This is a genomic window from Comamonas sp. 26, from assembly GCF_002754475.1.
GTDB lineage: Bacteria > Pseudomonadota > Gammaproteobacteria > Burkholderiales > Burkholderiaceae_C > Comamonas.
On the sequence record NZ_PEFL01000001.1, the window covers coordinates 1625220 to 1651407 of the forward strand.

27 protein-coding genes, 1 tRNA gene and 1 pseudogene are annotated in these 26188 nt (G+C 54.0%); 16 read left to right on the forward strand and 13 right to left on the reverse strand.

All coding sequences use genetic code 11. From position 1 onward, the window contains the following. The first annotated feature begins 33 nt into the window (after positions 1–33). Positions 34–807, forward strand: coding sequence for a hypothetical protein (locus tag CLU84_RS07465; protein WP_099736652.1), 774 nt, complete (start codon positions 34–36; stop codon positions 805–807). A 7-nt stretch (positions 808–814) separates the two neighbouring features. On the opposite strand, the gene CLU84_RS07470 is transcribed toward CLU84_RS07465, so the two are convergent. The 12 genes and pseudogenes from CLU84_RS07470 to CLU84_RS07525 form a co-directional block, all read right to left on the reverse strand. Next, a complete protein-coding gene (locus CLU84_RS07470; protein WP_099736653.1) occupies positions 815–1150 on the reverse strand; it encodes a cupin domain-containing protein in 336 nt (111 codons plus the stop codon). Between the two features lie 97 nt (positions 1151–1247). Beyond that, positions 1248–1697 (reverse strand): hypothetical protein, encoded by a 450-nt coding sequence (locus tag CLU84_RS07475; protein WP_144445417.1) that lies wholly within the window; start codon positions 1695–1697, stop codon positions 1248–1250. A 101-nt stretch (positions 1698–1798) separates the two neighbouring features. Continuing rightward, the gene (locus tag CLU84_RS07480) at positions 1799–3313 is read right to left on the reverse strand and encodes an aldehyde dehydrogenase family protein (RefSeq protein WP_099736655.1); all 1515 of its coding nucleotides are present in this window, start codon (positions 3311–3313) and stop codon (positions 1799–1801) included. A gap of 20 nt (positions 3314–3333) precedes the next feature. Then, positions 3334–4424, reverse strand: a pseudogene (locus tag CLU84_RS07485) (saccharopine dehydrogenase family protein). A gap of 263 nt (positions 4425–4687) precedes the next feature. After that, positions 4688–5020 carry a cupin domain-containing protein gene (locus CLU84_RS07490; RefSeq protein WP_099736656.1) on the reverse strand — a complete coding sequence of 111 codons (333 nt, stop codon included), beginning with the start codon at positions 5018–5020 and terminating at the stop codon, positions 4688–4690. 4 nt (positions 5021–5024) lie between these two features. Beyond that, the gene (gene mmsB / locus CLU84_RS07495; protein WP_099736657.1) at positions 5025–5921 is read right to left on the reverse strand and encodes a 3-hydroxyisobutyrate dehydrogenase; all 897 of its coding nucleotides are present in this window, start codon (positions 5919–5921) and stop codon (positions 5025–5027) included. 67 nt (positions 5922–5988) lie between these two features. Further along, on the reverse strand, positions 5989–6414 hold the full coding sequence (locus tag CLU84_RS07500; RefSeq protein WP_099736658.1) for a DUF488 domain-containing protein: 426 nt from the start codon (positions 6412–6414) through the stop codon (positions 5989–5991). Between the two features lie 18 nt (positions 6415–6432). Beyond that, entirely contained in the window at positions 6433–6912 is a 480-nt protein-coding gene (locus tag CLU84_RS07505; protein ID WP_099736659.1) for a TfoX/Sxy family protein, read from the reverse strand. A 30-nt stretch (positions 6913–6942) separates the two neighbouring features. After that, on the reverse strand, positions 6943–8109 hold the full coding sequence (locus tag CLU84_RS07510) for an acyl-CoA dehydrogenase family protein (protein WP_099736660.1): 1167 nt from the start codon (positions 8107–8109) through the stop codon (positions 6943–6945). 76 nt (positions 8110–8185) lie between these two features. Then, a complete protein-coding gene (locus tag CLU84_RS07515) occupies positions 8186–8584 on the reverse strand; it encodes a lysozyme inhibitor LprI family protein (RefSeq protein WP_099736661.1) in 399 nt (132 codons plus the stop codon). A gap of 115 nt (positions 8585–8699) precedes the next feature. After that, positions 8700–10223 carry a CoA-acylating methylmalonate-semialdehyde dehydrogenase gene (locus CLU84_RS07520; protein WP_099736662.1) on the reverse strand — a complete coding sequence of 508 codons (1524 nt, stop codon included), beginning with the start codon at positions 10221–10223 and terminating at the stop codon, positions 8700–8702. A gap of 147 nt (positions 10224–10370) precedes the next feature. Then, positions 10371–11609 carry an MFS transporter gene (locus CLU84_RS07525; RefSeq protein WP_099736663.1) on the reverse strand — a complete coding sequence of 413 codons (1239 nt, stop codon included), beginning with the start codon at positions 11607–11609 and terminating at the stop codon, positions 10371–10373. Positions 11610–11709: 100 nt separating this feature from the next. Between CLU84_RS07525 and CLU84_RS07530 the strand changes: the two genes are divergently transcribed. The 7 genes from CLU84_RS07530 (at position 11710) to CLU84_RS07560 (ending at position 15341) form a co-directional block, all read left to right on the forward strand. Then, a complete protein-coding gene (locus CLU84_RS07530) occupies positions 11710–12171 on the forward strand; it encodes a helix-turn-helix domain-containing protein (RefSeq protein ID WP_099736664.1) in 462 nt (153 codons plus the stop codon). Continuing rightward, positions 12161–12784 carry a toxin gene (locus CLU84_RS07535; RefSeq protein ID WP_369826813.1) on the forward strand — a complete coding sequence of 208 codons (624 nt, stop codon included), beginning with the start codon at positions 12161–12163 and terminating at the stop codon, positions 12782–12784. The genes CLU84_RS07530 and CLU84_RS07535 overlap by 11 nt, the downstream gene beginning before the upstream one ends. Before the next feature lie 147 nt (positions 12785–12931). Then, on the forward strand, positions 12932–13834 hold the full coding sequence (locus CLU84_RS07540) for a LysR family transcriptional regulator (protein ID WP_099737922.1): 903 nt from the start codon (positions 12932–12934) through the stop codon (positions 13832–13834). Between the two features lie 120 nt (positions 13835–13954). Further along, positions 13955–14275, forward strand: coding sequence for a heavy metal-binding domain-containing protein (locus CLU84_RS07545; protein WP_099736665.1), 321 nt, complete (start codon positions 13955–13957; stop codon positions 14273–14275). Positions 14276–14368: 93 nt separating this feature from the next. Beyond that, positions 14369–14445: transfer RNA gene (locus CLU84_RS07550), tRNA-Gln, on the forward strand. Positions 14446–14532: 87 nt separating this feature from the next. Continuing rightward, entirely contained in the window at positions 14533–14799 is a 267-nt protein-coding gene (locus CLU84_RS07555) for a hypothetical protein (protein ID WP_099736666.1), read from the forward strand. Between the two features lie 65 nt (positions 14800–14864). After that, the gene (locus CLU84_RS07560) at positions 14865–15341 is read left to right on the forward strand and encodes an Lrp/AsnC family transcriptional regulator (RefSeq protein WP_099736667.1); all 477 of its coding nucleotides are present in this window, start codon (positions 14865–14867) and stop codon (positions 15339–15341) included. Positions 15342–15455: 114 nt separating this feature from the next. Here the strand turns inward: CLU84_RS07560 and selD are convergent, their stop codons facing one another. Then, complete coding sequence (selD, locus tag CLU84_RS07565; RefSeq protein ID WP_099736668.1) at positions 15456–16520, reverse strand: selenide, water dikinase SelD; 1065 nt, start codon at positions 16518–16520, stop codon at positions 15456–15458. Between the two features lie 343 nt (positions 16521–16863). Between selD and CLU84_RS07570 the strand changes: the two genes are divergently transcribed. The 8 genes from CLU84_RS07570 to CLU84_RS21820 all read left to right on the forward strand — a co-directional run bounded on the left by CLU84_RS07570 (position 16864) and on the right by CLU84_RS21820 (position 26187). Then, complete coding sequence (locus tag CLU84_RS07570; protein ID WP_199173704.1) at positions 16864–17676, forward strand: ABC transporter permease; 813 nt, start codon at positions 16864–16866, stop codon at positions 17674–17676. Further along, a complete protein-coding gene (locus CLU84_RS07575) occupies positions 17673–18344 on the forward strand; it encodes an ABC transporter ATP-binding protein (protein ID WP_099736669.1) in 672 nt (223 codons plus the stop codon). Before CLU84_RS07570 ends, CLU84_RS07575 begins: the two co-directional genes overlap by 4 nt. A 167-nt stretch (positions 18345–18511) precedes the next feature. Next, the gene (locus tag CLU84_RS07580) at positions 18512–19471 is read left to right on the forward strand and encodes a chain-length determining protein (RefSeq protein ID WP_233209953.1); all 960 of its coding nucleotides are present in this window, start codon (positions 18512–18514) and stop codon (positions 19469–19471) included. Between the two features lie 26 nt (positions 19472–19497). Beyond that, positions 19498–21273, forward strand: coding sequence for a polysaccharide biosynthesis/export family protein (locus CLU84_RS07585; protein ID WP_233209954.1), 1776 nt, complete (start codon positions 19498–19500; stop codon positions 21271–21273). Between the two features lie 74 nt (positions 21274–21347). After that, positions 21348–23399, forward strand: a complete 2052-nt coding sequence (locus tag CLU84_RS21810) for a glycosyltransferase (RefSeq protein ID WP_158235173.1) — start codon at positions 21348–21350, stop codon at positions 23397–23399. Further along, positions 23389–24366 carry a glycosyltransferase family 4 protein gene (locus CLU84_RS21815; RefSeq protein ID WP_144445419.1) on the forward strand — a complete coding sequence of 326 codons (978 nt, stop codon included), beginning with the start codon at positions 23389–23391 and terminating at the stop codon, positions 24364–24366. Before CLU84_RS21810 ends, CLU84_RS21815 begins: the two co-directional genes overlap by 11 nt. Then, the gene (locus CLU84_RS07595) at positions 24347–25006 is read left to right on the forward strand and encodes a 6-hydroxymethylpterin diphosphokinase MptE-like protein (RefSeq protein WP_099736672.1); all 660 of its coding nucleotides are present in this window, start codon (positions 24347–24349) and stop codon (positions 25004–25006) included. Before CLU84_RS21815 ends, CLU84_RS07595 begins: the two co-directional genes overlap by 20 nt. After that, a complete protein-coding gene (locus tag CLU84_RS21820) occupies positions 25003–26187 on the forward strand; it encodes a hypothetical protein (protein WP_144445420.1) in 1185 nt (394 codons plus the stop codon). Before CLU84_RS07595 ends, CLU84_RS21820 begins: the two co-directional genes overlap by 4 nt. The last annotated feature ends 1 nt before the right edge of the window (position 26188 follow it).

The window sequence follows — 26188 nt, forward strand, 5'->3', positions numbered from 1 at the left end:
TGATTGAGCGGTATCTGCTGTTATGTTTGTAGCATGACTTCAGTCCCCGCTGTACCTCACACCGCCGCCAGCCTCAGTGTCTGTCGCATGCTGCTGGTGAGCGTACTGCCGGGCCTGCTGGCCTTGGGTTTGGTCGCATGCTCCAACGCCCCCACCAATCACGGCGAGGTAGAAGGCGAGAGCTTTCACTCGCGCGAGCTGCTGCAGTCCGACAGCAACCGCATGGCCACGCTGTCCATGAAGCAGAACCTGGAGAGCCTGTTTGTCATCATGGACAAGCTCTACCGCCGCAACCCCTCCGAATGGAAAAAGACAGCCACCAGCCGTGAGGCGGCCATGACCTATGTGCGCATCGCCATCATGGAGCGCCAGCCCTGGCATGAGCTGCAAGACAAGCGCGATGTGGCTGCACTGTCGCTGGCTTTGCAGCCTGAATTCAAGGGTGACAGAGTTGCTGCGTTCATCTACGCGGCGGGGGACATGATGATTACCTCGCATGGCGGGCGCACCAGCTTCACGCTGATCGACGGGCTGGATCCGCAGCATGTCTTCAACGCTGCGCGCAATCTGGAGATCGCCAACTGGATTCTCAACTCGCGCAAAGCGCCTGCGGGCCAGCCCTTGCTGCTATCGAATCAGATGAGCGAAGACGCGCGCAACCTGAGCTTTGAGCGCGAAATGGGCAAGATTGTTGGCCGCCTGGATTTGATTGCCGACTACACCACAGAGCGCTACCGGCGTTCCGTCATCGGTTATGCGCAGGGGCTGGTGGCGGGCCCATTCATGCAATTCTTACCGGTGCGTTGAGAGGAGTTCAGGCGCTGCAGAGAACGATGGTGGCAATGGCCGACGAATCTTCCAGCGCACGCACCGCATGGGGCATGTTGGCGGGCAGATGAATGAGCTGCTTGGCTGATAGCTCATGCACGGTCTGCCCGATCATCACTTCAAGCCTGCCTTCAAGGCATTGCAGACTGACGCTGCCCGGAACGCGATGCGGTGGCAGGGTCTGGCCATGGCGGAGCACTACGCGAATGACTTCCAGATCTTCCGCCTTGAAGAGCACGCTGGAGTGAGCGGCTGAAAGCCTGGCTCCAAACGGAGCGACATCCAGAGCTTGGTGGGTGGGCGTGGAGTGTTTGTGGTCCATGACAGCACCTGAGGCGAAAGCGGTAATAAGACATTCTCTACTGCCTGGTGCGCGAGTTCAATCACAGTTTGGTGACAAAGCTGTAGGGAATCAGGCCTTATCTTCGCTCTTCATCGCTTATCGCTTCAATCAACGACTGAAGGTGAGTGCTGGCCGACTCTTCGGCCAAATGCGCCTGTATGGCGGCATGAGCGCTCAGAAAGAACTGTCTGGGGTTTTGAATGTGCCAGCTGCTTGGCAGATAAAAGCAGTCGTTATCGTCATCTTCCAGCAGGCTTGCAAAGTCGTACTGCGGGTTTTGCAAGGCGGAATGCAGAGCATGGGAAAGTGCGACTTTATGCGCGGCGGTCCATGCACCCTGATTCCAGAGCGGGAAGAAATGCAGATTCAGCAACTGCTGCAACTGTTCTGGGTCATTGGGGTCATAGGCCGCCAGCTCAAGGCCCAGAGACTCCTCCCGGTCGTAGATGTTGAAAGGTGCCAGCAGGAATGCGGGGCTGGGGATGAATTCAATATGACTGCCGAGGTGCAGGAGTGGCTCGACCATGTGTGTTGGATGTTGCTGTGGTTGATTTCGGAAAGGCGGTGAGCTGGCATTGTCTGGCAAATCAAGCGGCAGCCAGCTGTGCTGGCCTGGCTTGGTATCGCTCACTCGAACTGAATGCCCTGGGCCAGCGGCAGCTCGCGCGAATAGTTGATGGTGTTGGTGGTGCGGCGCATGTACTGCTTCCATGCATCCGAACCGCTCTCGCGGTCGCCGCCGGTTTCTTTCTCGCCACCAAAGGCCCCGCCAATTTCGGCACCGCTGGGGCCGATGTTGACATTGGCTATGCCACAGTCAGAGCCTGCTGCACTCAAAAACGTCTCTACCTCGCGCAGATCGTTGGAAAAGATGCAGGACGACAGGCCCTGCGGCACATCGTTGTTGAGCGCAATGGCCTGCGCCAGCTCGTCATAGCTCAGCACATAGAGCAGGGGCACAAAGGTTTCGTGCTGCACGATGGCGGTTTGCGCGGGCATGTCCACAATGGCGGGCGCGGCGTAAAAGCCTTGGGGGAAGGTTTGCTCCAGCTGGCGCTGGCCGCCGACGAGCAACTGCCCACCTTGCTGCTGGGCTTGCTCAATGGAATGCTGCATGGCTTCAAACGAAGCTTGGTCAATCAGCGGGCCGACCAGTGTTCCCGACTGCAGCGGGTTGCCAATGCGCAGGCTGCGGTAGGCGGGCAGTAGTTTATCCAGCAGTGCCTGCTTGATATCACGGTGCACGATGAGGCGGCGCAAGCTGGTGCAACGCTGACCTGCCGTGCCCACGGCGCTGAAGACGATGGCGCGCACGGCAAGATCGAGATCGGCGGCGGGCGTGACCAGCATGGCGTTGTTGCCGCCCAGCTCCAGAATACGCTTGCCAAAGCGCGCCGCCACCTTGGGGCCTACGGCGCGGCCCATGCGGCTGGAGCCCGTGGCTGAAACCAGGGCGATTTGCGGGCTGTCCACCAAGGCCTCGGCCACCTCGCTGCCGCCCAGCACAATCTGAGCCAGCCCGGCGGGTGCGCGGTCGCCAAACTGCTCAATGGCACGCTCCAGCGCCTTGAAGGTGGCAAGGCCCGCCAGCGGCGCTTTTTCAGATGGCTTGAAGATCACCGGGTTGCCGCAGACCAGTGCAATCGCCGCATTCCAGGCAAACACGGCGCTGGGGAAGTTGAAGGCCGTGATGACCGCCACCGGCCCCAGCGGGTGGTACTGCTCCATGATGCGGTGGCCGGGCCGCTCTGAAACAATGGTCTTGCCATGCAGCTGGCGCGACAGGCCTAGGGCAAATTCGCAGATGTCCACGCCTTCCTGCACCTCGCCCAGTCCCTCCTGAGCGATCTTGCCGACTTCGCAGGAGATCACATGGCCGATATCCGCCTTGGCGCGGCGCAGCTCCTCGCCCCACAGTCGCACCAGCTCGCCACGCACGGGCGCGGGCACCAGCCTCCATTGCTCAAAGGCCTGCGTGGCGCGGTCAATCACCTGGGGCATTTGCGCCGTGGGCAAGGCCGCCAGTCTGGCAATTTCTGCACCATCAATGGGTGAATGCACGCTGATGTCATTGCCGCTGTAGCGGGGCAGATCAATGCCGCAGCGGCTCAGTACGGTCTGAAGGTCGGCGGTGGTGGTCATGGCTTTGAGAGGTGAATGGTTCAACGGAGCAGGCTTTGAAAGTACGCGCCTGAGCGGGTGGCCAGCAGGGCGGGCAGCGTGCATTGCTCTTGGCGCACAAAGCCTTGCTGCGGCAGCTGACCGGTGGTAAATAGCTCAACTGCGCCCAGCATTCCGGCGGCAGTGGTCAACTCAATCGCTGTGCGCTGCTTGCCGCACAGCAGGCCGCCGAAGATGCGGGCAGTGTGGGTCAGCTGCTCCAGCCGACCGGCGCGCATGCCGTTGGCCATGGCAGCGATGATCACCATGTCGTCGCGGCTGTGGGGCACGGCACCTTCCAGCACTTCACGCAGCAGGTCGCGCCGCTCAATCAGGCGCAGGCCGTGCAGCAGCAGGTGCATGGCGTCGCGGTGACCGGGATGGCGTATGGTCTTGTAGTTGAGGTTGCGCACGCGGCCTTGCAGCGACTCGCACAGCGTGCCCAGGCCGCCCGAGGTGTTGAAGGCCTCGAAGGTCTCGCCATCCAGAATCAGCGTTTCCACATTTTCAAGCGGCGGCACGGTGACCTGCTGGCCGTTGGCGATGGTGTTGCAGGGCTTGCAGTATTCGTTGATGACGCCATCCACGCTCCAGGTGAAGTGGTAGCGCAGCGCATTGGTGGCATGGCGCGTGAGCGCGCCCACGCGCAGGTGCAGGTCGTACAGCTCATCAAACTGCTGGGCCAGATGGCCGCCCAGAATGCCGATCAGCCCCGGCGCCAGCCCGCATTGCGGCATCAGCACCGATCTTGCCTGCGGCGCCAGCGCCTGTATGGTGCGCATGGCGGCCACGTCTTCGGTCAGGTCAAAGTAGTGCACGCCTTGCTGCGCTGCAGCCTGAGCCACGCGCGCGGCGCAGAAAAAGGGCAGGGCGTTGATGACCAGGGTGTGTTTTTGCAGGGCAGCGGCCAGCGCTGTGTCGTCTTGAATATCCAGCTGCAAGGGCTGAATTTGTGCATCACCGCTGGCAGGCGGGGGCGCATATCCGCCAGCGTGACGGTGGCACCATGCAGCTCGGCGGCCATATCGGCAATGGTGGAGCCAATCTTGCCGGCGCCGAGGATGAGAATGTTTTGTTCGGTCAGCTTCATCATGGATAACTCCTTGAGAGCAACGCCACTGTCATTTCCTCAGCGGCCATCTTAAACACAGGGCAGCGTTTTGCACCATGGAGACAAGCGTCAGCAGCCGCCGATTTGCAGGGGCGGACGAGAAGCCTGATAGCAACCGATGCCTTCAAAAAGAATAGCTTCCAGCGCTTTATGCAAAAGGGCTGGAAGCTGAAAAGACTGAAAATCAGTGCGCTGAGTAGCCTAGTGCAATGCAATGCAATGCAATGCAATGCAATGCAGTGCTGCTAGCGACCGTGCAGAGCGATGGTCAGCAAGGCTGAGGAATCGAGCTCGGCCTCGACTTCATGCATGGTTCGGGTAGGCAGAAACAGCAGCTGCCCTGCGGTGAGCGTCTGGCGCTTGTCGCCCACGCTGACGATGAGTCGGCCCTCAAGGCATTGGATCGTCATCTCGCCTGGGGTTTGATGCGCAGGCAGGCGCTTGCCTGCCATGAGCACCAGGCGAATCACTTCCAGGGCTTCGGACTTGAAAAGCGCGCAGGTCTTCTGGCTCCCCGGCAAAACGCCATGGGGCTGCACTTCGACAGGAACACCGGGTTGAGCGTGGGGCAGGGCCATGATCTCAGGCCTTTTTCTGCAGCATCTTGATGACGCTGGAAAAGTCCTCACCGCCATGTCCGGACAGACTGTGCGCAGCGTAGATGGAACGGGCCATGCCGCCCAGCGGTGTGCTGGCGCGGTTGGCCGTGGCGTTGTCCTGCGCCAGACCCAGGTCCTTGAGCATCAAATCCGTGCCAAAGCCGCCCGCATAGCCTTTGCTGGCCGGTGCGTTTTCATGCACGCCGGGGTAGGGGTTGTATTTCTCCAGCGCCCAGTTGCCGCCAGAGCTGCGGCGCATGATTTCGCTCAGCACCTTGGGGTCCAGCCCGTTGGCCACGCCCAGCGCAATCGCTTCGCTGGTGCCCACCATCAAAATGCCCAGCAGCATGTTGTTGCAGATCTTGGCCGTCTGGCCTGCACCCACGCCGCCTGCGTGGAAGATGTTGGCTCCCATTTTTTCCAGCAGCGGCTGAGCACGTGCCAGTTGTGCGTCGCTTCCGCCCACCATAAAGGTCAACGTGCCCGCAATCGCGCCGCCTGTGCCTCCGGAGACGGGGGCGTCCATAAAGTCAATGCCCAAGGCTGCAGCCGCCTTGGCCACTTTCTGGCTGGTGGCTGCGGCGATGGTGGAGCTGTCTATCACCAGCGTGCCCTTGGTGATATGTGCCAGCAGACCTTGCTGATCGGCATTGCCGAGAAACAGCGACTCCACATGCTGGCTGGCGGGCAGCATGGTGATGACGACCTCTGCTCCCTGCACCGCAGTGGCGGCGCAGGATGCCGCCTGGCCGCCCGCTGCGACCACTTTGGCAATGGCGTCATGGTTCAGGTCAAAAGCTTTGACGCTGTGGCCGGCCTTGGCCAGATTGATGGCCATGGGCGCGCCCATATTGCCCAGACCGATAAAAGCGATTTGCATACTCTGTCTCCTTGCTGTTATGAATTTGATAGCTTCTTGCGTTTGATTTGTATGCGTTTGAGGCTGTTTAGCCTTGATTTTTCAGGCTGGCACCTTTGTCCATCAGCAGGCTGCGCAGAATGCTGCGGTGGCATTGCGTCTCGTCATCGCAATAGCAGCCCAGAGAGAAAGCACTGCTGTGCGACAGGGCGGTCAGCAGACCCAGAGTGCGGTCTGTCGCTGGTTCGGCCAGCTGCTTGCGAAACTGCTTTTCAAACTGCTTCCAGAGCTTGTCGGCCTCGGTCGTCTGGCCTGCGGCGCGCAGCTTGACGGATTCTTGCGCCTGCGCCATCAGCTCCGTCTCGGGCGATAGTTCTGGCAACCAGCAGTCGTAATAGTTGCGGCTGGAAAATTCGGCCTTGGGCACGCCGCGCGGCGGGCGGCGAATGGTGCCTATGCGCAGGCCTTCGTCGGGCGCGCGGTCGCTGCCTAGCTGAACAATGCGAATGGCCATGGAGTGAGTCCTTCAGGCTTAGTCGCTGTCAAAAATGGGGTGCTTCTTCGGGGTCTCGGCCGCGTCTGATACTTCAAGCGGTTTAGTGCTCCTGCGCTTGCTGGATGTACGCTGAATGCTATCTTTTTCAGTAGCAGAAGCCTTTTTGCGGCGTGGCGATGCCTTGGCCTGCGGGTTGAAGGCCAGAGCTTCGTGGATCCAGTATTGCCATTGCTCGCGCTTGGCGTAGGCCGTGGGCCCGACGAGGAAATAGCCATCCATCAGCCCGCGCGAGGACAGCGGACGAACGCCAGGCATTTCCGCAATCAAGGCATGGCCGGCGGGAGGCAGGCGCACGAGCAATTCATCGTTCTCCACGCCCAGGCACATCTTGCCGTTGACCATGAACACATGGCAGCCGAACATGGTTTTCTCTTCCACCTCGGCGGAGTCTGGCAGTGCATTGCGCACGGCGTCTATGAGCTGCAGGGTTTCGGGGGCGATGGGCTTGGCAGGCATGGCAGTCTTTGCAGTAACAGTAGCCTGAGCTTATCGAATCGCCTCGGGCGCATCGCCATCCAGCATGCGCCGGGCGATGATGACGCGCATGATTTCATTCGTGCCTTCCAGAATCTGGTGCACGCGCGCGTCGCGCACCAGTCGCTCCAGCGGAAAGTCGCGCAGATAGCCGTAGCCGCCGTGCAGTTGCAGGGCTTCGTTGCAGACCATGAAGCCTGCGTCTGTGGCAAAGCGCTTGGCCATGGCGCAGTAGGTGGATGCATCGCGGGCGCCGGCGTCCAGCTTGGCAGCAGCCAGCCGCACCATTTGCCGCGCAGCCACCAGTTCGGTCGCCATATCGGCCAGTTTGAATTGCAGGGCTTGAAAGCTGGCGATGGGTTTGCCGAACTGTTTGCGCTCCTGCATATAGCTTTGCGCCTGCGTCAACGCGCCTTGCGCTGCGCCGACCGAGCAGGTGGCGATATTGATGCGCCCGCCGTCCAGGCCCTTCATGGCGATCTTGAAGCCTTCGCCTTCCTTGCCCAGCAGGTGGTTGGCGGGAATACGCACCTTGTCGAAGTTGATGACGCGGGTGGGCTGGCTGTTCCAGCCCATTTTTTCTTCTTTTTTGCCGTAGCTCACGCCTTCGGCATTGGCGGGCACGACAAAGGCAGAAATCCCGGCAGCGCCAGAGCTTGCGTCGCCGGTTCTGGCCATCAGCACCAGCACGTCGGTGCTGCCTGCGCCGCTGATAAAGGCTTTGCTGCCATTGATGATGTATTCGTTGCCCACCAGCTCGGCCCGGGTCTTGAGCGAGGCAGCGTCCGAGCCTGAACCGGGCTCGGTCAGGGCATAGCTGGCCAGTTTCTGGCCACTGGTAAGTGCCTCGCCCCATTGTTCGCGTACCGCATCGGTGGCCCAGGTGCCCAGCATCCAGGTCGCCATGTTGTGGATGGTGATGAAGGCGGTGGTCGATGGGTCGACTGCGGCCATTTCTTCAAACACCAGCGTCGCATCGAGCCGGGGCAGGGCCAGACCCCCGGCGTTTTCAGGCGCATACAGGCCGCAAAAGCCCAGCTCGCCCGCCTTGGCAATGGCTTCGCGGGGGAAGATGCCCTCTGCATCCCACTGGGCGGCGTGCGGGGCCAGTTCAGCCTGCGAAAAGGCACGGGCGGTATCGGCAAAGGCGCGCTGGTCTTGGCTGAGTTCAAAGTCCATGGAATGTCTCCTTTATAGTTTTATGGGTCTCTGGCGCTTGCTGGATATGCGCTGGCAGCTATCAGATTTGCATTCTTCAGTCAGGTGGCCCCAGATGCAGCCAGCGCTTGAGCACCGTATCGCGCAACTTGATCTGCTGCACCAGACAGCCGTGATAGCGGCTGGGCCAGTCGGCCTGCGCTTCAAAAGCCTTGGTGCTTTGCTTGCACTGGGTCACGCGCTGGCGGCTCCATTCGTTTTGTTCTTTGCGCAGGGCGGGGCGTTCATGGGCAGACAGGGCACGCATCACATCGCCGTAGAGAATCTGGCTGTCGGTGTCGGCCTGCTGAAAATCCTTGATGGCGCAGGCATTGGTTTGCTGCACGGTGCCGCCCACCACGCAGTCGCTGCCCGCCTGAGCGTTGGAAGTGCTTGGTAGTAGCAAAAAAGCGAGCGCGAAAGCATTGAGCTGTATTGGTATCCATAGGTTTCTCATGCACTCACTATGACATACGCAAAATGCGTTGCTCGCTTGGTTTAAGAGGCTGAAAACCGGCGTTTCCCCTCTCCCGCGAAGCGAGATAGGGGAAGGCACGCAGCGCTTCAGGGGGTCACTTCAAGCTAATCGTGGTGTTCACTCCGTGGCTGGTTGTGCTGTCGTCAAACCAGCGCGCTGTAATCGTCTTGGTCTGCGTATAGAACATCACCACTTGTTTGCCGTAGGGGCCCAGATCGCCGAGCTTGGAAGCGCGGCTGCCGGTGAAGGAGAACAGGGGTACAGGTACAGGAATTGGCACATTGATGCCGACCTGGCCCACGTCGATATCTTCCTGGAACTTGCGCGCAGCCGCGCCCGACTGCGTGAAGATGGCTGTGCCGTTGCCGTTAGGGTTGGCGTTGATGAACTCGATGGCCTGATCGATATTGTCTGCCGCGACAAGGCAGAGCACGGGGCCGAAGATTTCCTGCTCGTAAATGCTCATGCCGGGTTTGACGCCGCTGAAAACGGTGGGGCCGACAAAGTTGCCCTTGTCGTAACCGGCCACCTGGGGCTTGCGGCCATCGAGCTCCAGCACCGCGCCATCGGCAATGCCGCGCTCGATCAGGCTTTCTACCCGCGATAGGGCTGCGCAGGAAACGACCGGGCCCACATCGGTGCCTGCCTCGGTGCCACCGCTGACCTTGAGGGTCTTGGACTTGGCTACCAGATCGGGAATCCACTTCTGCGCATCGCCCACCAGTACAGCCACAGAAACCGCCATGCAGCGCTGGCCTGCCGCGCCAAACGCAGCGCCTAGCAGGGCGTTGAGCGACTGCTCTTTGTTGGCATCAGGCATGACGATGGCGTGGTTCTTGGCACCCATCATGCATTGCACGCGCTTGCCGTTGAGCGATGCGCGGTTGTAGACATGGGTGCCTACCTTGGTGGAGCCCACAAAGCTGATGGCCTTGATATCAGGGTGATCGCAGATGGCGTTGACCACATCCTCGCCACCATGAATGACGTTGAGCACGCCGGGCGGAACGCCGGCCTCCAGCGCCAGCTCGCACAGGCGCATGGTGACCATGGGGTCTTGCTCGGAGGGCTTGAGCACAAAGGTGTTGCCCGTGGCGATGGCCATGGGGAACATCCACAGCGGAATCATCGCCGGGAAGTTGAAGGGTGTGATGCCTGCGCACACGCCCAGCGGCTGGTTCAGCGTATAGGTATCGACGCCATTGGCCACGTTGTTGGCCAGCTCGCCCAGCTGCAGGTTGCCTATGCTGGCGGCATGCTCCACGACTTCCAGGCCGCGGAAGACGTCGCCCTCTGCATCAGGCAGGGTCTTGCCTTGCTCGGCGGTCAGGATGGCGGCCAGCTCTTTCATGTTTTCACGAATCAGCTGCTGCAGCTTCAGGAAAACGCGGGCACGTGTGCCGATAGGTGTCTTGCGCCAGGTTTTGAAGGCCTGCTTGGCATTGGCTACAGCAGCGTTGACTTCATCGGGCGTGGCAAAGGGCACACGCGCCAGCACTTCCTGCGTCGCAGGGTTGACCACATCGCGCCACTGGGTGGTTTTGGATTCGACCATCTGCCCGTTGATGAGCAGCTTGACCGTAGGCGCCAATACCTTGGCGGAAGTGGGTGCGTTCATGAAATGTCTCCGTTGGTGGTGAATTTGCTCCCCATGGTATGTGTGCGGTTTTGCTCAGGCAATAGGATTTTACGCACATAGGGTGTGCAAATGTGCACATTAGGGTGCGGTGTCAGCCAGCTGCGGTGGATGCGCGCAGCATCCCCCTCAGGCATTGGATGCTGGGGCGGGACTATCCTCCTGGTGTCGCGTCCACAACCACAGCAGCAAAGCCAGCAGACTGACCGCTGCGCCCAGCTGGCACACACCTTGCCAGCCCGCGCGGGCGTAAGCCATGGTGCTGGCGATGGCCCCCAGACCGCTGCCAGCGGCGTAAAACAGCATATAGAGGCCTATCAGGCGGCCACTGGCCTCGGGTCGGGTTCGCAAAATCATGCTCTGATTGGTCACATGCAAGGCTTGGCCGCCCAGGTCCAGCAAAACAATGCCCAGCATCAAGGCACCCAGCGAGGTGTGCAGCAGCGATAGCGGCCACCAGGCAAGCAGCAGCAAAATCAGTGCGATGCAACTGGTGCGCTGGGCGTGACCGCGATCCGCCCAATGCCCGGCACGCGCAGCCATCAGCGCGCCGATCACGCCCACCAAACCGAAAGCGCCGATGAGCGTGCGCGAAAAGTGAAACGGCGCGGCACTCAGCGGTAGCACCAGGGCGCTCCAGAAGATGTTGAAGGCCGCAAACATCAGCAGAGCCAGCAGACCCCGTATCTGCAGCAGGCGCTCCTGTCGCAGCAGCGTGAACATGGATGCGATCAAGTCGCGATAACGCAGACCGCTGGCGGCGGTGGGCGAGGGCGGAAGTAACGGTAAACGCTTCCATAACAATAGCGCCATGCACAGCATCAGAAAGGCTGAACACTGATAAACACCGCGCCATCCAGCCATGTCGCTGACGGCCCCGGCAAAGACCCGCGCGAGCAGCAAGCCCACAAAGACGCCGCTTTGCGCCGCTCCCACGACTCGGCCTTGCTCATGAGGCGCTGCAGCGCTGGCGGCATAAGCAATCAGCCCCTGCGTCATGGCCGTGCCCAGCAGGCCCGCCAGCAGCATGCCCGCCAACAGTGCAGAAGGCGCAGCGGCCACCGACACCAGCAGCAGCGCTGCCACCAGCGCCAGCAGTTGCCCCAGCATCAGACGCCGCCGCTCCAGCAGGTCACCCAGAGGCACCAGCAGCAATAGCGCCAGTGCGCAGCCGGTTTGCGTGGCGCTGACCACGCCACCCACGGCGGCCAGCGGTATCTGAAAGTCGCTGGCCAGAGCTTCCAGCAAAGGCTGGGCGTAATAGACATTGGCCACGCTCAGCCCGCTGGCGGTGGCAAACAGCAGCATCAGGCCAGAAGGCAGTTCTGGAGCGGGGCTTGCTGAAGCAGAGCAAGTATTGGCGGGCATGGAATGGTCTTTCTGGTTGCAAAATAAAACCGAATGCATGCTAATTTATTCGGTTTTAAAATGCAACTAGAATGGTTTGCCAGTGCTTTCAAGGAGAACCATGGCCACTGCTGCCCCCGTGAATGACCAGCCTTGTCCTGTGGCGCGGTCAGTCGATCTGATTGGCGACCGCTGGTCGCTGCTCATCGTGCGCGATGCGTTTGACGGCATGCGCCGCTTCAGCGACTTTCAGCGCAGCCTGGGCGTGGCGCGCAACATCCTCTCGGACCGGCTGAAAAAGCTGGTGGATGCTGGCGTTCTGGAAACCGAAGCCGCTGCCGAAGGCTCGGCCTATCAGGCCTATGTGCTCACGTCGCGCGGCGAAAGCCTGTTCCCCGTGGTGCTGGCATTGCGCCAGTGGGGCGAAGGCAATCTGTTCAAGCCGGGTGAAGCACATTCGCTGCTGTTGGACAAAGCCACCGGCCAGCCCGTGCCGCCCCTGCGCGTGCTCGATGCGCAAGGCCATGAGTTACGCCCCGCCCAGACGTGGGTGCGCAAGCTGCATGCGGCCAATGAAGTCTGACCTGGGTGCTGACTTGGGCGCTGTCCCCTGCGATATTTGCAGTGATATCTCCCACGTTATGCGCGTGGTGGTCATCGGCACCAGTGGTGCGGGCAAAACCACGTTTGCGTCGGATCTGGCTGCGGCTTTGGAACTGAAGCATACCGAGCTGGATCAATTGCACTGGGGGTCTGACTGGAAGCCTGCGCCCACCGAACAGTTTGTCCGTGGCGCTGCACAGGCTGCAGCGGGGCAGCGCTGGGTGATGGATGGCAATTACAGCGTGGTGCGCGATCAGCTGTGGCCGCGTGCCACGCATGTCGTGTGGCTTAACTACGGGCGCTGCACGGTATTTTCACGCGTGCTGTGGCGCACCGTTCGCCGCGCCACGCTGGGCACGCAGCTGTTTCACGGCAACCGCGAGAGCTGGCGCAGCGCGTTTTTCTCCAGAGACTCCATCTTGCTGTGGTCGTGGCAGACCTTTGCCAAAAACCAGCGCAAATACCGCGACTTGCGCGCCAGTGGGCAGTTTGCGCAGGCGCAGTGGCTGGAGTTCCGTACGCCGCAGCAGACCCGGCAATGGCTGGAATCACTGAGGCCCGCAGCAGGTGCGAAGAACAAGCCCGAATGCTGATCGGGGCAGGGCGCACTGCGTACGGCTGAGTCGCCTTGGGTTGTCTCTTTAAAATGCGGGAGCGCACTATCAAAACCGATAGCTGTTAACGCTTTTCAGATATTGGGTTAAGCGCTGTTGAGTGCATAAACAAGAAAGGCAATGTCAGTGGATTGGGACCACCTGCGTTTTTTTGGAGAACTGGCGCGCAGCGGCAGTATGGCAGCGGCTGCGCGCAAGCTGGGGGTGGAGCACACCACGGTATCGCGCCGCATTCAGGCGCTGGAAAAGCAGCTGGGAGCCGTGCTGTTCGCCCGCGAAGCCGGGCAATGGCGGCTGACAGAAGCCGGGCGCCAGTTGCTGGCCGTAAGCAACGCCATGCAAAGCGCGGTGGATGAGCTGGAGCATGGCCCGCTGGCGCAGGCTGCGACCAGCGAAGGCCCGGCCGGGCTGGTGCGCGTGGGCGCGACCGAGGGCTTTGGCACGCAGATGCTGGCGTCTGAGCTGGCCAAGCTCACGCTGCGCTATCCGCTGCTCAGCGTGGATTTGCTGGCGCTGCCGCGCATGCTGCATCTCTCCAGCCGCGAGGCAGATATCGTTATCTCGCTAGAGCGGCCCAAACGTGGCTCAGTCATCGTCACCAAACTCACGGACTACAGCCTCTACCTCTATGGCCAGCGCGAATACCTGGCGCGCAAGCCGCTGGTGGCACGCACCGAAGATCTGCGCCACCACAGCTTTGTGCACTATGTGGATGATTTGCTGTTTACGCGAGAGCTGCAGCTGCTTGACACCTTGCATAGGCCCGAGCGCTTTGCGCTGCGCAGCACCAGCATCACAGCGCAGTACGAAGCCGTGCGCGCCGGTGCTGGGCTAGCCGTGCTGCCGGCCTTTGTGGCAGACAAAGATCCCATCTTGAGCCGAGTGCTGCCCGATCAGGCCTGCTTTACCCGGACCTTCTGGATGAGCATGCCCGTTGAGTCTCGCCAGATTCCGCGTATCTCAACCACCTGGAGTTTTCTGCGCGATGCAGTGCAGGGCATGCAGCTCTTGCTGTGCCCGCCTCAATAGTCGGGTGCTGCGGTATTGATAGCTGTAAGCGCAGGTTTCATAAGCGCTGGAGCCTGTTTTTCTGCAATAAGCCTGCGCGCTTGGCCTACCATGGCAGTTTGTTCAACTCAGAGGACTGCCATGATTGTGACAACCACTCCCAATATCGAAGGCAAGCGCATCATCCGCTACTGCGGCGTGGTGGCTGGCGAGGCGATTCTGGGTGCGAATGTATTCAAAGACTTCTTTGCGGGCATTCGTGACATCGTCGGCGGCCGTTCTGGCACCTATGAGCGAGAGCTGCAAAAGGCGCGCGAAATAGCGCTCAAGGAACTGGAGCAGCGCGCCTCAGAAGCCGGGGCGAATGCCGTGGTGGGTGTGGACCTGGACTTTGAAGTGCTGGGGCAGGGCAATGGCATGCTGATGGTGTCCGCCAGCGGAACTGCCGTGGTGGTCGAGTAAACGACTGCACCCTGATCACCTTTGTGCAAATGCACATTTTTCGCCAACTTCGAAATTGGGTATAAAAAGTCGTTGTACAATTCGGTCCATCGTAGGGGAGTCGCCAAGTTGGTTAAGGCACTGGATTTTGATTCCAGCATGCGAAGGTTCGAGTCCTTCTTCCCCTGCCACGATTTAAAGCCCTGATCATGAAAGTGATCAGGGCTTTTCTATGTTTGCGTTTTTGCTGACTCAGTCACGGGCAAGATGAGTGAGCCATGTTTGCCGAAACTGAGCCCATTCCCTTTTTGCAGAAATTTGAGCCACATGCGGCGGCATGCCGCCTGATGGCTCAGCATCCATGCGAGCAATCCCGTGTATTGGAGTCGCTCTTTGGCGCCAATCAGGCTTGCTGGCTTGACTTGGCCAGAATTACGGAGTCTTTGGTCGTTTCGTCAGCAATGGTTTATGGCGCGATAGGGCTAGGTCGGTTATTGTGCAAGGCGCTGGTTTTGCCGGAATTTTCGGTGACCTCCCTGCATTGAAGACGTTGCAGAGGCCCCGCGAGAGGGCAGCATGCGGAGCATGACAAGATTTGGATAGGCAAGGTATGGAATATCGACTGGATGAAACGGATCGCCAGCTGCTGCGTTTGCTGCAGACCAATGCGCGTGCATCTACTGCACATTTGGCGCGGCAGATGAATCTGGCGCGCACGACCGTGGTTGCGCGAATCGCCAAGCTGGAGCAAGAAGGTGTGATCGCCGGTTATGGCGTTCGCTTGGGCTCACGCATGGAACAGTCAGCGGTGCGTGCCTATTGCGGTATTCGTGTACTTCCCAAGACAGCGACTTCCGTCATGCAGGCGCTCAACCGCTTTACCGAGGTGGAAGAGGTATCTGCCGTCAGCGGCCAGTACGATTACATGGTGTTTGTGCGCTGCGAGAGCAATGAAAAGCTGGATGCGCTGCTTGACCGTATCGGCTTGATTGATGGCATTCAGCAAACGTATACCTCGGTGGTGCTGAGCCGCAAGATTGATCGCCGTACCACGGCCGAAGTGGTGGGCGAGACGCCTGCTTCCTGAATTCAGTGAATTGGCTGCCTGTAAAGGCTAAAACGCCCGGTTTGTGCCGGGCGTTTTGCATTGTGGGGTCGTAAAAAAGGGAGCCGAAGCTCCCGTTTTGATAGCAGGATGCGATTAGTCTACAAAGACTTTAGCTTCACCAGCTTCCATATGGCCGATCACTGCGGCGTCAGCAAAGCCGCTGTCAGCAAAGATTTGCAGCACTTGCTCCACGGAGTCGAGGGAGCAGGAAACCAGCAGACCCCCCGAAGTCTGAGGATCGGTCAGCAACGCTTTCTGAGCGCTACTTACGGAGGAAGCCAGCTGAACATTCTCACCATAAGAGGCCCAGTTGCGGCCCGATGCGCCGGTGATTACGCCTTGGTCGGCCAAAGCCTGGACGCCGGGCAAGACGGGTAGCTTGCTGCTATCAATACGCGCGCTGAGCTGGGCACCGCGCGCCAGCTCCAGCCCGTGGCCCAGCAGGCCAAAACCAGTCACATCGGTCAGTGCATGCACGCCTTCCAGCTTGGCAAGATCAGCGCCAGGGCGGTTGAGCTTGGTGGTGGCATCGACCATGGCGCGATAGCCCGCATCGTCCAGCAGATTTTTCTTGAGTGCGGCAGAGAGAATGCCCACGCCAAGGGGTTTGCCCAGAATCAGCACGTCACCTGCCTTGGCATCGGCGTTACGCTTCATCTGCTTGGGGTTGACGATGCCAATGCCCACCAGGCCGTAGATGGGTTCGACCGAGTCAATCGAGTGACCACCTGCCAGTGGAATACCTGCATCGCGGCAGACGGACTCTCCGCCTTCCAGAATCTTGGCAATTACATCGTGGGGTAGCACATTGATAGGCATACCCACAATGGCCAGTGCCATCAGCGGCGTGCCACCCATGGCGTAAATGTCAGACAGAGCGTTCGTCGCTGCGATGCGGCCAAAGTCATATGGGTCATCAACGATGGGCATGAAAAAGTCCGTCGTCGCCACAATTGCCTGCTCGTCATTGATCTTATAGACGGCAGCATCGTCAGCGGTTTCGGTGCCAACCAGTAGATCGGGAAAGAACTGCTTGGGCAGATTGCTTTTGGCCAGCAACTCAGACAGTACGCCTGGCGCAATCTTGCAGCCGCAGCCGCCGCCATGGGAGAGAGAGGTCAGGCGCGGTGTTGCCGCTGCGGTGATGGTTGAGGTCATGGCATCCAGTTGATTTTCTGTTATCCGTATTCAAGGTGCATGCCTTTGAAGGCTTCCGCGTGGCATGCAAGGCCTTCTATTATCGATCTACAGGGTGCAGTCAATGCAGTGATATGAAAAGATAGTCTTCATTTTTTATTATTTTATTGATTTCTTCGTTAATTTGTTAATTATCAAAAATTATTAATCGATAGCTTTCATTAATTAATTTGTAATAATTTGTACGATATCATCCAAGATATTCATCTGTAATTTACATAATTTATGGATGCTGCCCAACCTATAATTGGCAGCAGAAAGTTGGATTTCAGTGTGTTGAGTCCAAGATTTTTTAGGATTTATTTTGGACTCAGCCCCGTCTTCCGGTGGTGTTTCAACACCACGTAGTTCACTTGCCGTCACTTTTGCGGTCTGGAACGCACTTTTCCTGCGCGAAGCCGTTGCGCGCCTGAGCGCAACGCGCGGTGCCTGGGTGCTCATCCTGCTGGAGCCTGTGTTGCATGCATGCTTCATGTTGCTGTTGTACACAGTGTTGCGAACTCGCACCATGGCCGGTGCTGATGTGGCTGTGTGGCTGGTCCTAGGCCTGACTGGTTACTTCACGGTGCAGAACGTCTTCCAGCGATCAATGGGAGCAGTCGATGCCAACAAGGCGCTATTTGCCTATCGTCAGGTGCGCCCCATAGACACGGTGATTGTGCGTGCGGCCCTTGAAACGCTTATGGGTCTCATAATATTGCTGGCCTTGCTTCTGGTTTTGGCGTTTTTCGGCCGGACAATTATTCCTGAAGCACCAATCGAGTCAATATTCTCGTTTATAGGGCTGATTCTTTGTGCGCTCGGTGTAGGTCTCATTCTTTCTGTTCTCAGTGATTTGGTGCCTGAGGCGGCAAACTTGGTGAATTTTCTTTTTAGACCCTTGTACTTGCTTTCAGGGGCTATTTTCCCGTTGTCAGCTATTCCAATCAAGTATAGGGAATGGGCTTTTTTCAACCCATTTGCGCACGGCTTGGAACTACTAAGGAGTAGCTTTTTCCCTACATACCATGCCTCGCCCGAGGCTAATTTTGAATATCTTTATGCTTTTGCAGCCTGCTCTATATTTTTGGGGCTTGCATTGCAAGTGCGTTTTTCTCAACGGTTGAGAGCTCAATGATTATCGTCAATAACGTGCACAAGCGTTATCAGACACCTCATGGTGCTGGCCGCTGGATTCTCAAGGGTGTGAATTTCACCATTCCTTCTAATGTCAGTGTTGGCTTAATCGGTCGTAATGGGGCGGGTAAATCTACATTGCTGAATTTGATCGGAGGCGTAGATACGCCTACTCGTGGAACGGTGGAGCGGCGTTGCCGTGTATCCTGGCCCATGGGCTATGGCGGTGGCCTGCAAGGTTCCTTGACTGGGCGGCAGAACGCAAAATTTGTCTGCCGTTTGCATGGGTTTGATTCATTGGAAGCCATGACGGAAAAAATTGCTCATATACAAGATTTTGCCGAACTGGGCTCATCCTTTGATGAGCCCGTTCGCACTTATTCATCTGGTATGAAGTCACGCCTGCAGTTCGGCCTGTCGCTGGCATTTGATTTTGATGTGTATATATCAGACGAGGCCACCTCCGCGGGCGATGCCTCGTTTAAGAAAAAAGCTTCCGATGCATTTAAGCGAATTGCCGATCGGTCTGGACTGATCATGGTGGCCCATAGTGATGGCACTTTACGTCAGTTTTGCCAAGCAGGTATCTGGCTGAATGATGGACAAGCTCACTGGTTTGACGATATCGAAGATGCTTTGAAGAATTACAAAGATAGTATTTCCACATGAACGTTATTTCAAAAACAGAATGCCTGAAGAGCTATTGCAAAGCCATTTGGCGCATGAAGGCACTTGCAATTGCATTATGTGTGTCGATATTGGCAATTATATACTGGGGGTTTATAGCGTCTGATCGCTACGTTTCTGAATCCCATGTCCTGATTCAGCGTACTGATATGGCTGCTTCGCAGGCTATGGATTTTGGTTCGCTATTGGCTGGTGGTGATGGAATCTCCCGTGCGGATCAGATGTTGCTGCGCGACAGATTGCTGTCCGTCGATATGTTGCTGCAACTGGATAAGGACCTGAATCTACGCGAGCACTACAGCAGCCACGATCACGACATTCTTTCTCGCATGTTCTTCCATGATGCATCGCTGGAGTTCTTTCACAAGCATTTTTTGTCGCGTGTAAGCGTTGAGTACGACGAATATGCAGGGGTGCTGGTCATCCAGGCTCAGGCCTACGATGCAGAAATGGCCCAGAAGATCACCAAGGCACTGGTGCATGAGGGCGAGCGCTATATGAATGCGCTGGGCCACCAATTGGCTCAGGAGCAGGTGAACTTTCTCGAAAAGCAGGTCAAGGAGCGCGGTGAGCATGCACTGAACGCGCGTCAGCGCGTGCTGTCTTTCCAGAATGCCAAGGGTCTGATTTCGCCCCAGTCTGCCGCCGAGAATCTGGCCGGCGTGGTCAACAAGCTTGAAGAGCAGCTGACCGAACTCAGTGCCCGCAAGACGGCGCTGCTGGGCTATCTCGCGCCTACAGCGCCCGCCGTTGTGGAAGTTGATCTTCAAATCCAGGCCGTGGAAAAGCAGATCAAAACGGAAAAAGCACGTTTGACCAGTGCCAAGGGGCAGTCGTTGAACAAGACCGTAGAAGAGTATCAGCGCCTGGAACTGGAGGCCCAGTTTCAACAGGATGCCTATAAGAGCGCCCTGGTGGCCTTGGAAAAAGGCCGTGTGGAGGCAACGCGTACTTTGAAAAAGGTGCTTGTGCTGCAAAGCCCGTCGATGCCTGAATATCCAATGCGGCCCCGTCGCCTCTACAACATCGCCACCTTTATTCTGGGTGCCTTGCTGCTGGCAGGGTTGGTGCAATTGCTTGCTTCTATCGTGCGCGACCACCGCGACTGATTGTTTTGAATTTTTCGAGTTTTATCATGCAACGTTTTATCGCGCATACCTGTATCAGTTCGGCAGTCGCGGTGCTGCTGACTGGTTTGGTACCGGCTCAGGCACAGATCTCTCAAGCTGGTTCACGTCAGGACACATCGGCGTCCAGTGTTGATCCTTTCCAGATCAATCAGGCGCTGGGCTTGTTGCCTTCTGGCGGGACTTCCAGCGATGCTTCGGCAAGCCGTTCTGGCGCTGCTGTCCCAATGCAAGCACCGGTGTTGCCGCAAGCACCCCAGACCGCTGACTACACGGCAAACCTTAATAGCGATGTGTTTGGCGCCAACCTGTTTACCGGCAACTTTGCACGTGCGGGGGCAACCCAGTTCAACCCCGATTATCTGGTGACGGTGGGTGACCGTATCCATTTGCGGTTGTGGGGTGGTTTTACCTTTGATAGCGTGGCCGCTGTCGACCCACAGGGAAATATCTTCCTGCCTCAGGTCGGGCCGATCAAGGTGCTTGGCATTGCCAACAAGAATCTGCAGCAACAGGTAGAGGCCGCTGTACGCCGTATATTCCGCGCCAATGTCTATAGCTATGCCAGCCTGGCTGCAGCCCAGCCGGTGCGCATTTTTGTGGGCGGCAATGTCATGCGCCCGGGCCTGTACAACGGCACCAGCATGGACAGCCTGCTCAACTATCTGGATCAGGCGGGCGGCATCGACCCTGAGCGGGGCAGCTTTCTGACTGTACAGGTCAAGCGCGGCAGTTCCGTGCGTGCAACTTTCAATCTCTATGACTTTCTGCTCAAAGGCCAGTTGCCGCTGCTGCAGCTTAATGATGGTGATGTGATCTTTGTCCCCCCCATTGCCAACCGGGTGCGCGTATCGGGTCTTGTAAACAATGCCAAGCGCTTTGAGTTTTCCCGTGGCTCCGAAACAGTGGCTGAGTTGATGCAACTGGCCAAGCCTCAAGCCCAGGCAACCCATGTGCGTATTGCTCGCAATACCGGAACCGTGAAGAACACGGAGTACTACCCGCTGCAGGAAGCCAATGCATTAGTACTGCAAAACGGCGATGAGCTGGAATTCACAGCAGACAAAAAGCCCGGCACCATTACCGTGCGTGTCGAAGGCGAGCATATGAATTCGCAGGAATATGTGCTGCCGTATGGAACCCGGCTTGGGTCTCTGATGCAGAGCATTCAGACCTCGGCAGACGCCGAGCCTGAAAGCATCCAGCTCTTCCGCCAGAGTGTGAAGGATCGCCAGAAGGAAATGCTGGCCACCAGCTTGCGCAGCCTGGAAACGGCGCTGCTTACAGCACGCAGCGGCAGTGTCGACGAAGCCCGTCTGCGTCAGGAAGAAGCAAACTTGGCACTGCAGTGGGTAGAGCGTGCCAAGAAGGTCGAGCCCACAGGTCAGGTGCAAATCGCCCAAGCGCGTCAGCGCGACAACATGCTGCTGGAAAACGGCGATGTCATTCGCATACCGCGCAAGGATGGTCTGGTGCTGGTCAGTGGGGAAGTTCTCTTTCCCAATGCCGTGGCATTCGATGGCTCTTTAAGCCTCAAGGAATATATTGATCGCGCAGGCGGTTTTACCCAATCAGCAGATAACGCTCGAGTGGTTGTGGCTCATCGTGATGGAGCTTTCCAACAAGTTGATACAAGCAAGCTGTTTTCTGATGCTTCTATCAAGGCAGGTGATCAGATTCTAGTATTGCCTCGGGTGGATGAGAAAAAACGCCAATTCTGGAAAGATATGACGCAAATCATGTACCAGATAGCTATCAGTGCGAAGGTTGTTCTTGGCTTATGAGGAAAAGGTACATCTTCGTAGATCCTTTTTGTAAAGATACGAGCGGTGTATCTGCATATATTAAAAATTCAATATTGAATTTTCCTGATTTGGATTATATCCCTGAGGTCTTCTCTATTAATGAAGGTGAGGGGGTCCGAGAATTCAGAGTCAGGCTTAAAGAGTATGTGGAAAAATGTGACCCATCTCTAATTTATATCGAAAGCCCTGAGACGTTATATGCTACAGAGTTAATTTCAGAACGATATAAGATACATATTCGGTTACATGGATCGAGGGAATTTGGCAAGCTAATACAGAAACTACCTTTAGATAAGAGTAATTGCAAAAAAGAATTTCATGAAATTAGACGAGCTTCGGTGGTTAGTGCGCCATCGCTAGCAGCGCTTAGATCGAGTGAGTTTCTTTATGAAGGCAATATTAGCGCTGTAATTTACCCAAACCCAGCTGATGTCTCTCATGCGAAAAATCATATAAATCGTGAAAATAAGAGAGATATAGATATTCTATTTATTGGTAGATGGCAGAATTTAAAAGGGATTTTTTATGTTAATTCCATCTTTAATAAATTCAAAAATTTAAATTGTGTAATAGCTTCACATAGCATTGATTCGATTCGAAAAAATCTCTCAAGCATCGCTATTAATAGTGATGCTGAGAAGCAGTCTATATATCGAAGATCAAAAGTGGTTATTATTCCGAGTCTTTTTGAAACTGCTTCGCAAGTAGCATTGGAAGCTTTAGTTGGGGGCGCTAAGGTTGTGACTTGGTCCCATATCGGAATAAGAGAGTATGTTGATCACGAGATAGTAAGCTATGCCCCTCCTTGGGACTTTGAAGAATTTTCTCGAGTTACATACGATGCCGTTGTGAATTGTGGGAGGCCATCAAATATAGATGCTCTCCTACTTAAGATAAACAAATGTTTTTCGGATTCAGTTGTTTATCTGATGTCTGAAAATAATATTGGCAAATTTTATAATTCAATGCCAATCGTGAAAGAGTATGGCTATGATTTTATTTCCTTATATGATGATAACGGAGGGTGTTGTATGAGTGACCGGGGAATCATAAGAAGTAGAAAGATAAAGAAATTGATCAATAATCCTTATCTCTTTTTCAGGGATGCATATAAGAAAAAATTTCCTTCTCTGCAAATGGAGAAAGGTTCATTGGTTAAGCCCGAGGGTAGCCCCGCATCAACGCCAGCACCTGTAATCAATAAAATTAAAAAAGATTCTGAAATTGAAAATGCTATTGCATCCAGTGAATTTATCCATCCTAATTTCCTTGGGTATATAGGTAATTACCAGAAAATATCTCTCAAAGATCCTTGTACGAAGAGTAAAGGCTGGGTCACTTGTATTTTTTATCCAGCTGAACATAAAGATTATTCAGTGGTTCTCGGAAACCGGTTGAGTGAGTTCAATGATTTTTCACCATTCAAAAGTGATCGCTTAAACTTTATTCAATATGACAATGATGTGAAAATATCATCATTTGATCTCATTAATAAAATTGATCTTAAGACGAAAGAAAAAATAGGAAATATAGATTTTGCGATATTTATTAATCCGGACCCTGTGACTCTAGAGGCAATAAGGCTATGCAATGAGAATACAAGAATAATAAGCCTTTACTTGAGGAATTCGTCAATCGATAACGAAAATGCTGAATTGATTTGCGAAAATACAGATGCATTTTTATTTTTTGAATCATGTATCTATGCTGATTTCCTCTACCAAAATTCACGGCGCTCTAACTCTATAGATTCTTATGAGAAAATTCCTGTTTTCTTGAGAAAAATAATTCAAGAAATAGGCCCTAAGAAAATTGATTGCCTTCTTCCTCTGATTAACTCTGATTTTGATTTGGATATCATTAATAATGATGTGCGGAAGTATCAAGGAATTGTAAAACTGAAGGATGAAGATTTTCATCAAGGGTTTTCTAACAACTTTAGTGATTATCTGCATGAATTTTCATCTAAGGTTGAGAGTTTGCTGGTGTCTGAGTCGGTTTATATGAGATATCGAACTCTTTGTGAAAAAATTGAACGGGGCGGAAGCTCTGCTGAGTTCTTTGAATATGCTTTGAAAGATGGGTTTATTTTCTATGTCCATTAAAATAATACATTTTTCAACAAGCCCTCTTGTTGGTGCGCCATCCAAGATTGCTGCAGCGCAGAGAATGCTGGGATTCGATGCGATATCGGTTTATGAGAATGACTACCCTCAGCATGGAGGATTAGCTGGTAAATTTGTTGAGGATAGTTTGAAATTTAATTCTGGCGATGATGTCCAGGATGGCCTACTGCTAAATAAGCTTAAACATTGCGATATTGTTCACGTACATAATTCTATATCGGCTGAACTGGTAAGCTTTATAAAAAGAAATGCTTGCTCTGCAAGGTATATATATCACGTTCACTCTCCATTAAGAGAAGGTCCTTTATATATTGAGAGGCATGACCATCTTTCACTACCATTTGAAAAGTGGCTAGCAGTTGCTCAGTATCAGCCTCGGCATTATCCTAAATTTATACCGGTTCCCAATCTTGTACTCTCTGTTCCAAATTTTTCTCCCAAAAAGGAAAGAGAGTTGCTTCGAGTTATGTATACGCCTACCCACAAAAGAGGAGGGCGTTGGAACAGCAAGTATTCTGAAGCTTTAGAGAATGCTATTTCTAGTTTGAGCCGCAATAGAAAAGTGGAGGTAATAACGCCAGAAAAACCTCTTCATCCTGCACTATTGATGGAAGTGCGTAAAAGCTGTCATGTTTCTATTGATGAGATTGCAACAGGTGCTTATCATCAGGTTTCACTGGAAGGCCTTTGTGCGGGAAATGTTGTTATAAATAAGGCGGACTATTTTTCTAAAGCGATGCTTTCCAGATTTTGTGGAAATGAGAGTCCTCCGTTTGTTTATGCTGATTATGACAATATTTTTGATTTATTAAGTGAGCTTGCAAATAGCACAGAGAGGGTTAATTTAATTCAGAAGAAATCTTATGAATATTTTAACAACTATCTGATGCCGCAAAAATTGGTTCGACTTTATATAGATATTTATAATGATGTTCTTCAAAAATAAATCCATGTTAAGGAATCATCATAAAGGTGAGAGAGTCTTTATTTTAGGCAATGGCCCTTCAATCAAGGAAGAAGATCTTTCCTTTCTGAAGAATGAAGTTTCAATTGGTATAAATGCGTCTACCCTCCTGGAGAAAGATTGGGGATTTACGCAAGATTATTATTGTGTTTCTGATGCAAGATTTATAAATCATCCTGAAAAAAGATCGCTTGCAACAAATCTTTTGTCTAAGAAGACTAAGAGATTTATCCGGGCTGATTTGAGAGATTCAGATGATCCAAGTTTGAGGGGGTCAACATTTTATGTGCCTCACTTATTGAGAGATGGTTTTTCAAAGAATCTCGCTGTTGGCTATTATTATGGTAGCACAACAACAATGTTGGCTATTCAAATCGCATATCATCTCGGGTTTCAGGATGTGTACCTTTTGGGTGTTGATCTCAGGTACAGTGGAGAGAATCCGAGATTTTATAAGGAGAGTAGCGTTCAACTCGAAGATTCGTTTACATCTGTCCAGCTTATGAATATTGCAAAGGCGGGAGAGATATTTAGAGAAGAATCTAGAGGTCTATATATTTGTTCTAAAAATTCATTTTTGCGCCCATATCTACCATATGTTAATTTAGGCGACAAAATATGATAGATGTTAATTTGATTCATCGTCGAAAATTGTTGAATTTATTAATCAATCATTTCTCTTCTAATGAAAAAGAATATGTTGAGTCTTTTTCGGAGTGGGGAGGTTTATATGATTATATTCTGCAGAATGTTAGACGGCGGGATGAGTTAATACTTGAGAATGAAATTGATTTTGATGTAAGTAAGTGGTCTTCGTTATGTCATGATTTGGCAAAAAAGATACGCTTTGACTTGTATGAGAATCCAAACTTTGATACTCAAACTATTGTTGATGCGCTAGCATTTTTTTGTAGAAAGACTCCGCAATTAAATTATTTTTTGGAATTTAAAGAATGGTCTAAATTATTTTTAGAGGTGTGGCCTCAGTTTATTGATAATATTCCACGAGCAGTTGTCGATAGAATGCCATATGGAACTGATGTTCATGCACGCATCTATTATGAAATTTTTGGAATAATGCCCTTCTCTAAGGATTTTATTTATAAGAATTATGAATCCTTATATTCTGGTAAAAACTTCCTTTTGTTTCCATCTTTTAAGAAGTGTGCAAAGAAACTGGTGGTTCTATTTTCTGGTAATGTGGGAAGAAAAACATACAACAGATATTCATGGTATTGGGATGAGCGGGAGAATTGGCAAGAGGATTGTGTTTATTTATTTTTGAATGACATTGAATCTCATTGGTATGTTGGAGCTGCTGGGCAGAATGAGATTAAGCTTTACGCAGAGATAATACTGCAGGTCATGAAGAATTATGATATTGCTGCAGACAGTGTTTACACTGTAGGTGGATCTATGGGGGGGTATGCAGCAATTCTCTTTGCTATCAATTTACGCCTCAGGGCTGCGATTGCGGTTAATCCACAGTTATGCTTTCGTAGTGCTTTAAGATATAAAGAGCCATCTTGGGAAAATAAGTTAAGAGAATGTGGTGAGAATTTTCGCGATCTATCTGATGAGGTTTTTCGTCATGATTCACGCCCGGTAATATATTTAGAGCAGAGTCAATGTGAAGCAGATCAGGTCGGGTTCGATGATTTTTTTCATTCTTTGAGGCGCTCCAAAAGCTTTTTAATTCTGCGTCAAACAGAAAATAACGATCATTTCACAGAGAATCCGACAAAAGAGTCAATATATTTCATCATGAAATTTATTGAAGAAATGAAAAGTCAAGGAGTCTAAA

Excerpts from the sequence above, each read along its gene's own strand:
- CLU84_RS07465 (WP_099736652.1), top strand. The coding sequence starts at position 34 with ATGACTTCAGTCCCCGCTGTACCTCACACCGCCGCCAGCCTCAGTGTC.
- CLU84_RS07470 (WP_099736653.1), bottom strand. The coding sequence starts at position 1,150 with ATGGACCACAAACACTCCACGCCCACCCACCAAGCTCTGGATGTCGCT.
- CLU84_RS07475 (WP_144445417.1), bottom strand. The coding sequence starts at position 1,697 with ATGGTCGAGCCACTCCTGCACCTCGGCAGTCATATTGAATTCATCCCC.
- CLU84_RS07480 (WP_099736655.1), bottom strand. The coding sequence starts at position 3,313 with ATGACCACCACCGCCGACCTTCAGACCGTACTGAGCCGCTGCGGCATT.
- CLU84_RS07490 (WP_099736656.1), bottom strand. The coding sequence starts at position 5,020 with ATGGCCCTGCCCCACGCTCAACCCGGTGTTCCTGTCGAAGTGCAGCCC.
- mmsB (WP_099736657.1), bottom strand. The coding sequence starts at position 5,921 with ATGCAAATCGCTTTTATCGGTCTGGGCAATATGGGCGCGCCCATGGCC.
- CLU84_RS07500 (WP_099736658.1), bottom strand. The coding sequence starts at position 6,414 with ATGGCCATTCGCATTGTTCAGCTAGGCAGCGACCGCGCGCCCGACGAA.
- CLU84_RS07505 (WP_099736659.1), bottom strand. The coding sequence starts at position 6,912 with ATGCCTGCCAAGCCCATCGCCCCCGAAACCCTGCAGCTCATAGACGCC.
- CLU84_RS07510 (WP_099736660.1), bottom strand. The coding sequence starts at position 8,109 with ATGGACTTTGAACTCAGCCAAGACCAGCGCGCCTTTGCCGATACCGCC.
- CLU84_RS07515 (WP_099736661.1), bottom strand. The coding sequence starts at position 8,584 with ATGAGAAACCTATGGATACCAATACAGCTCAATGCTTTCGCGCTCGCT.
- CLU84_RS07520 (WP_099736662.1), bottom strand. The coding sequence starts at position 10,223 with ATGAACGCACCCACTTCCGCCAAGGTATTGGCGCCTACGGTCAAGCTG.
- CLU84_RS07525 (WP_099736663.1), bottom strand. The coding sequence starts at position 11,609 with ATGCCCGCCAATACTTGCTCTGCTTCAGCAAGCCCCGCTCCAGAACTG.
- CLU84_RS07530 (WP_099736664.1), top strand. The coding sequence starts at position 11,710 with ATGGCCACTGCTGCCCCCGTGAATGACCAGCCTTGTCCTGTGGCGCGG.
- CLU84_RS07535 (WP_369826813.1), top strand. The coding sequence starts at position 12,161 with ATGAAGTCTGACCTGGGTGCTGACTTGGGCGCTGTCCCCTGCGATATT.
- CLU84_RS07545 (WP_099736665.1), top strand. The coding sequence starts at position 13,955 with ATGATTGTGACAACCACTCCCAATATCGAAGGCAAGCGCATCATCCGC.
- CLU84_RS07555 (WP_099736666.1), top strand. The coding sequence starts at position 14,533 with ATGTTTGCCGAAACTGAGCCCATTCCCTTTTTGCAGAAATTTGAGCCA.
- CLU84_RS07560 (WP_099736667.1), top strand. The coding sequence starts at position 14,865 with ATGGAATATCGACTGGATGAAACGGATCGCCAGCTGCTGCGTTTGCTG.
- selD (WP_099736668.1), bottom strand. The coding sequence starts at position 16,520 with ATGACCTCAACCATCACCGCAGCGGCAACACCGCGCCTGACCTCTCTC.
- CLU84_RS07575 (WP_099736669.1), top strand. The coding sequence starts at position 17,673 with ATGATTATCGTCAATAACGTGCACAAGCGTTATCAGACACCTCATGGT.
- CLU84_RS07580 (WP_233209953.1), top strand. The coding sequence starts at position 18,512 with ATGGCTGCTTCGCAGGCTATGGATTTTGGTTCGCTATTGGCTGGTGGT.
- CLU84_RS07585 (WP_233209954.1), top strand. The coding sequence starts at position 19,498 with ATGCAACGTTTTATCGCGCATACCTGTATCAGTTCGGCAGTCGCGGTG.
- CLU84_RS21815 (WP_144445419.1), top strand. The coding sequence starts at position 23,389 with ATGTCCATTAAAATAATACATTTTTCAACAAGCCCTCTTGTTGGTGCG.
- CLU84_RS07595 (WP_099736672.1), top strand. The coding sequence starts at position 24,347 with ATGATGTTCTTCAAAAATAAATCCATGTTAAGGAATCATCATAAAGGT.
- CLU84_RS21820 (WP_144445420.1), top strand. The coding sequence starts at position 25,003 with ATGATAGATGTTAATTTGATTCATCGTCGAAAATTGTTGAATTTATTA.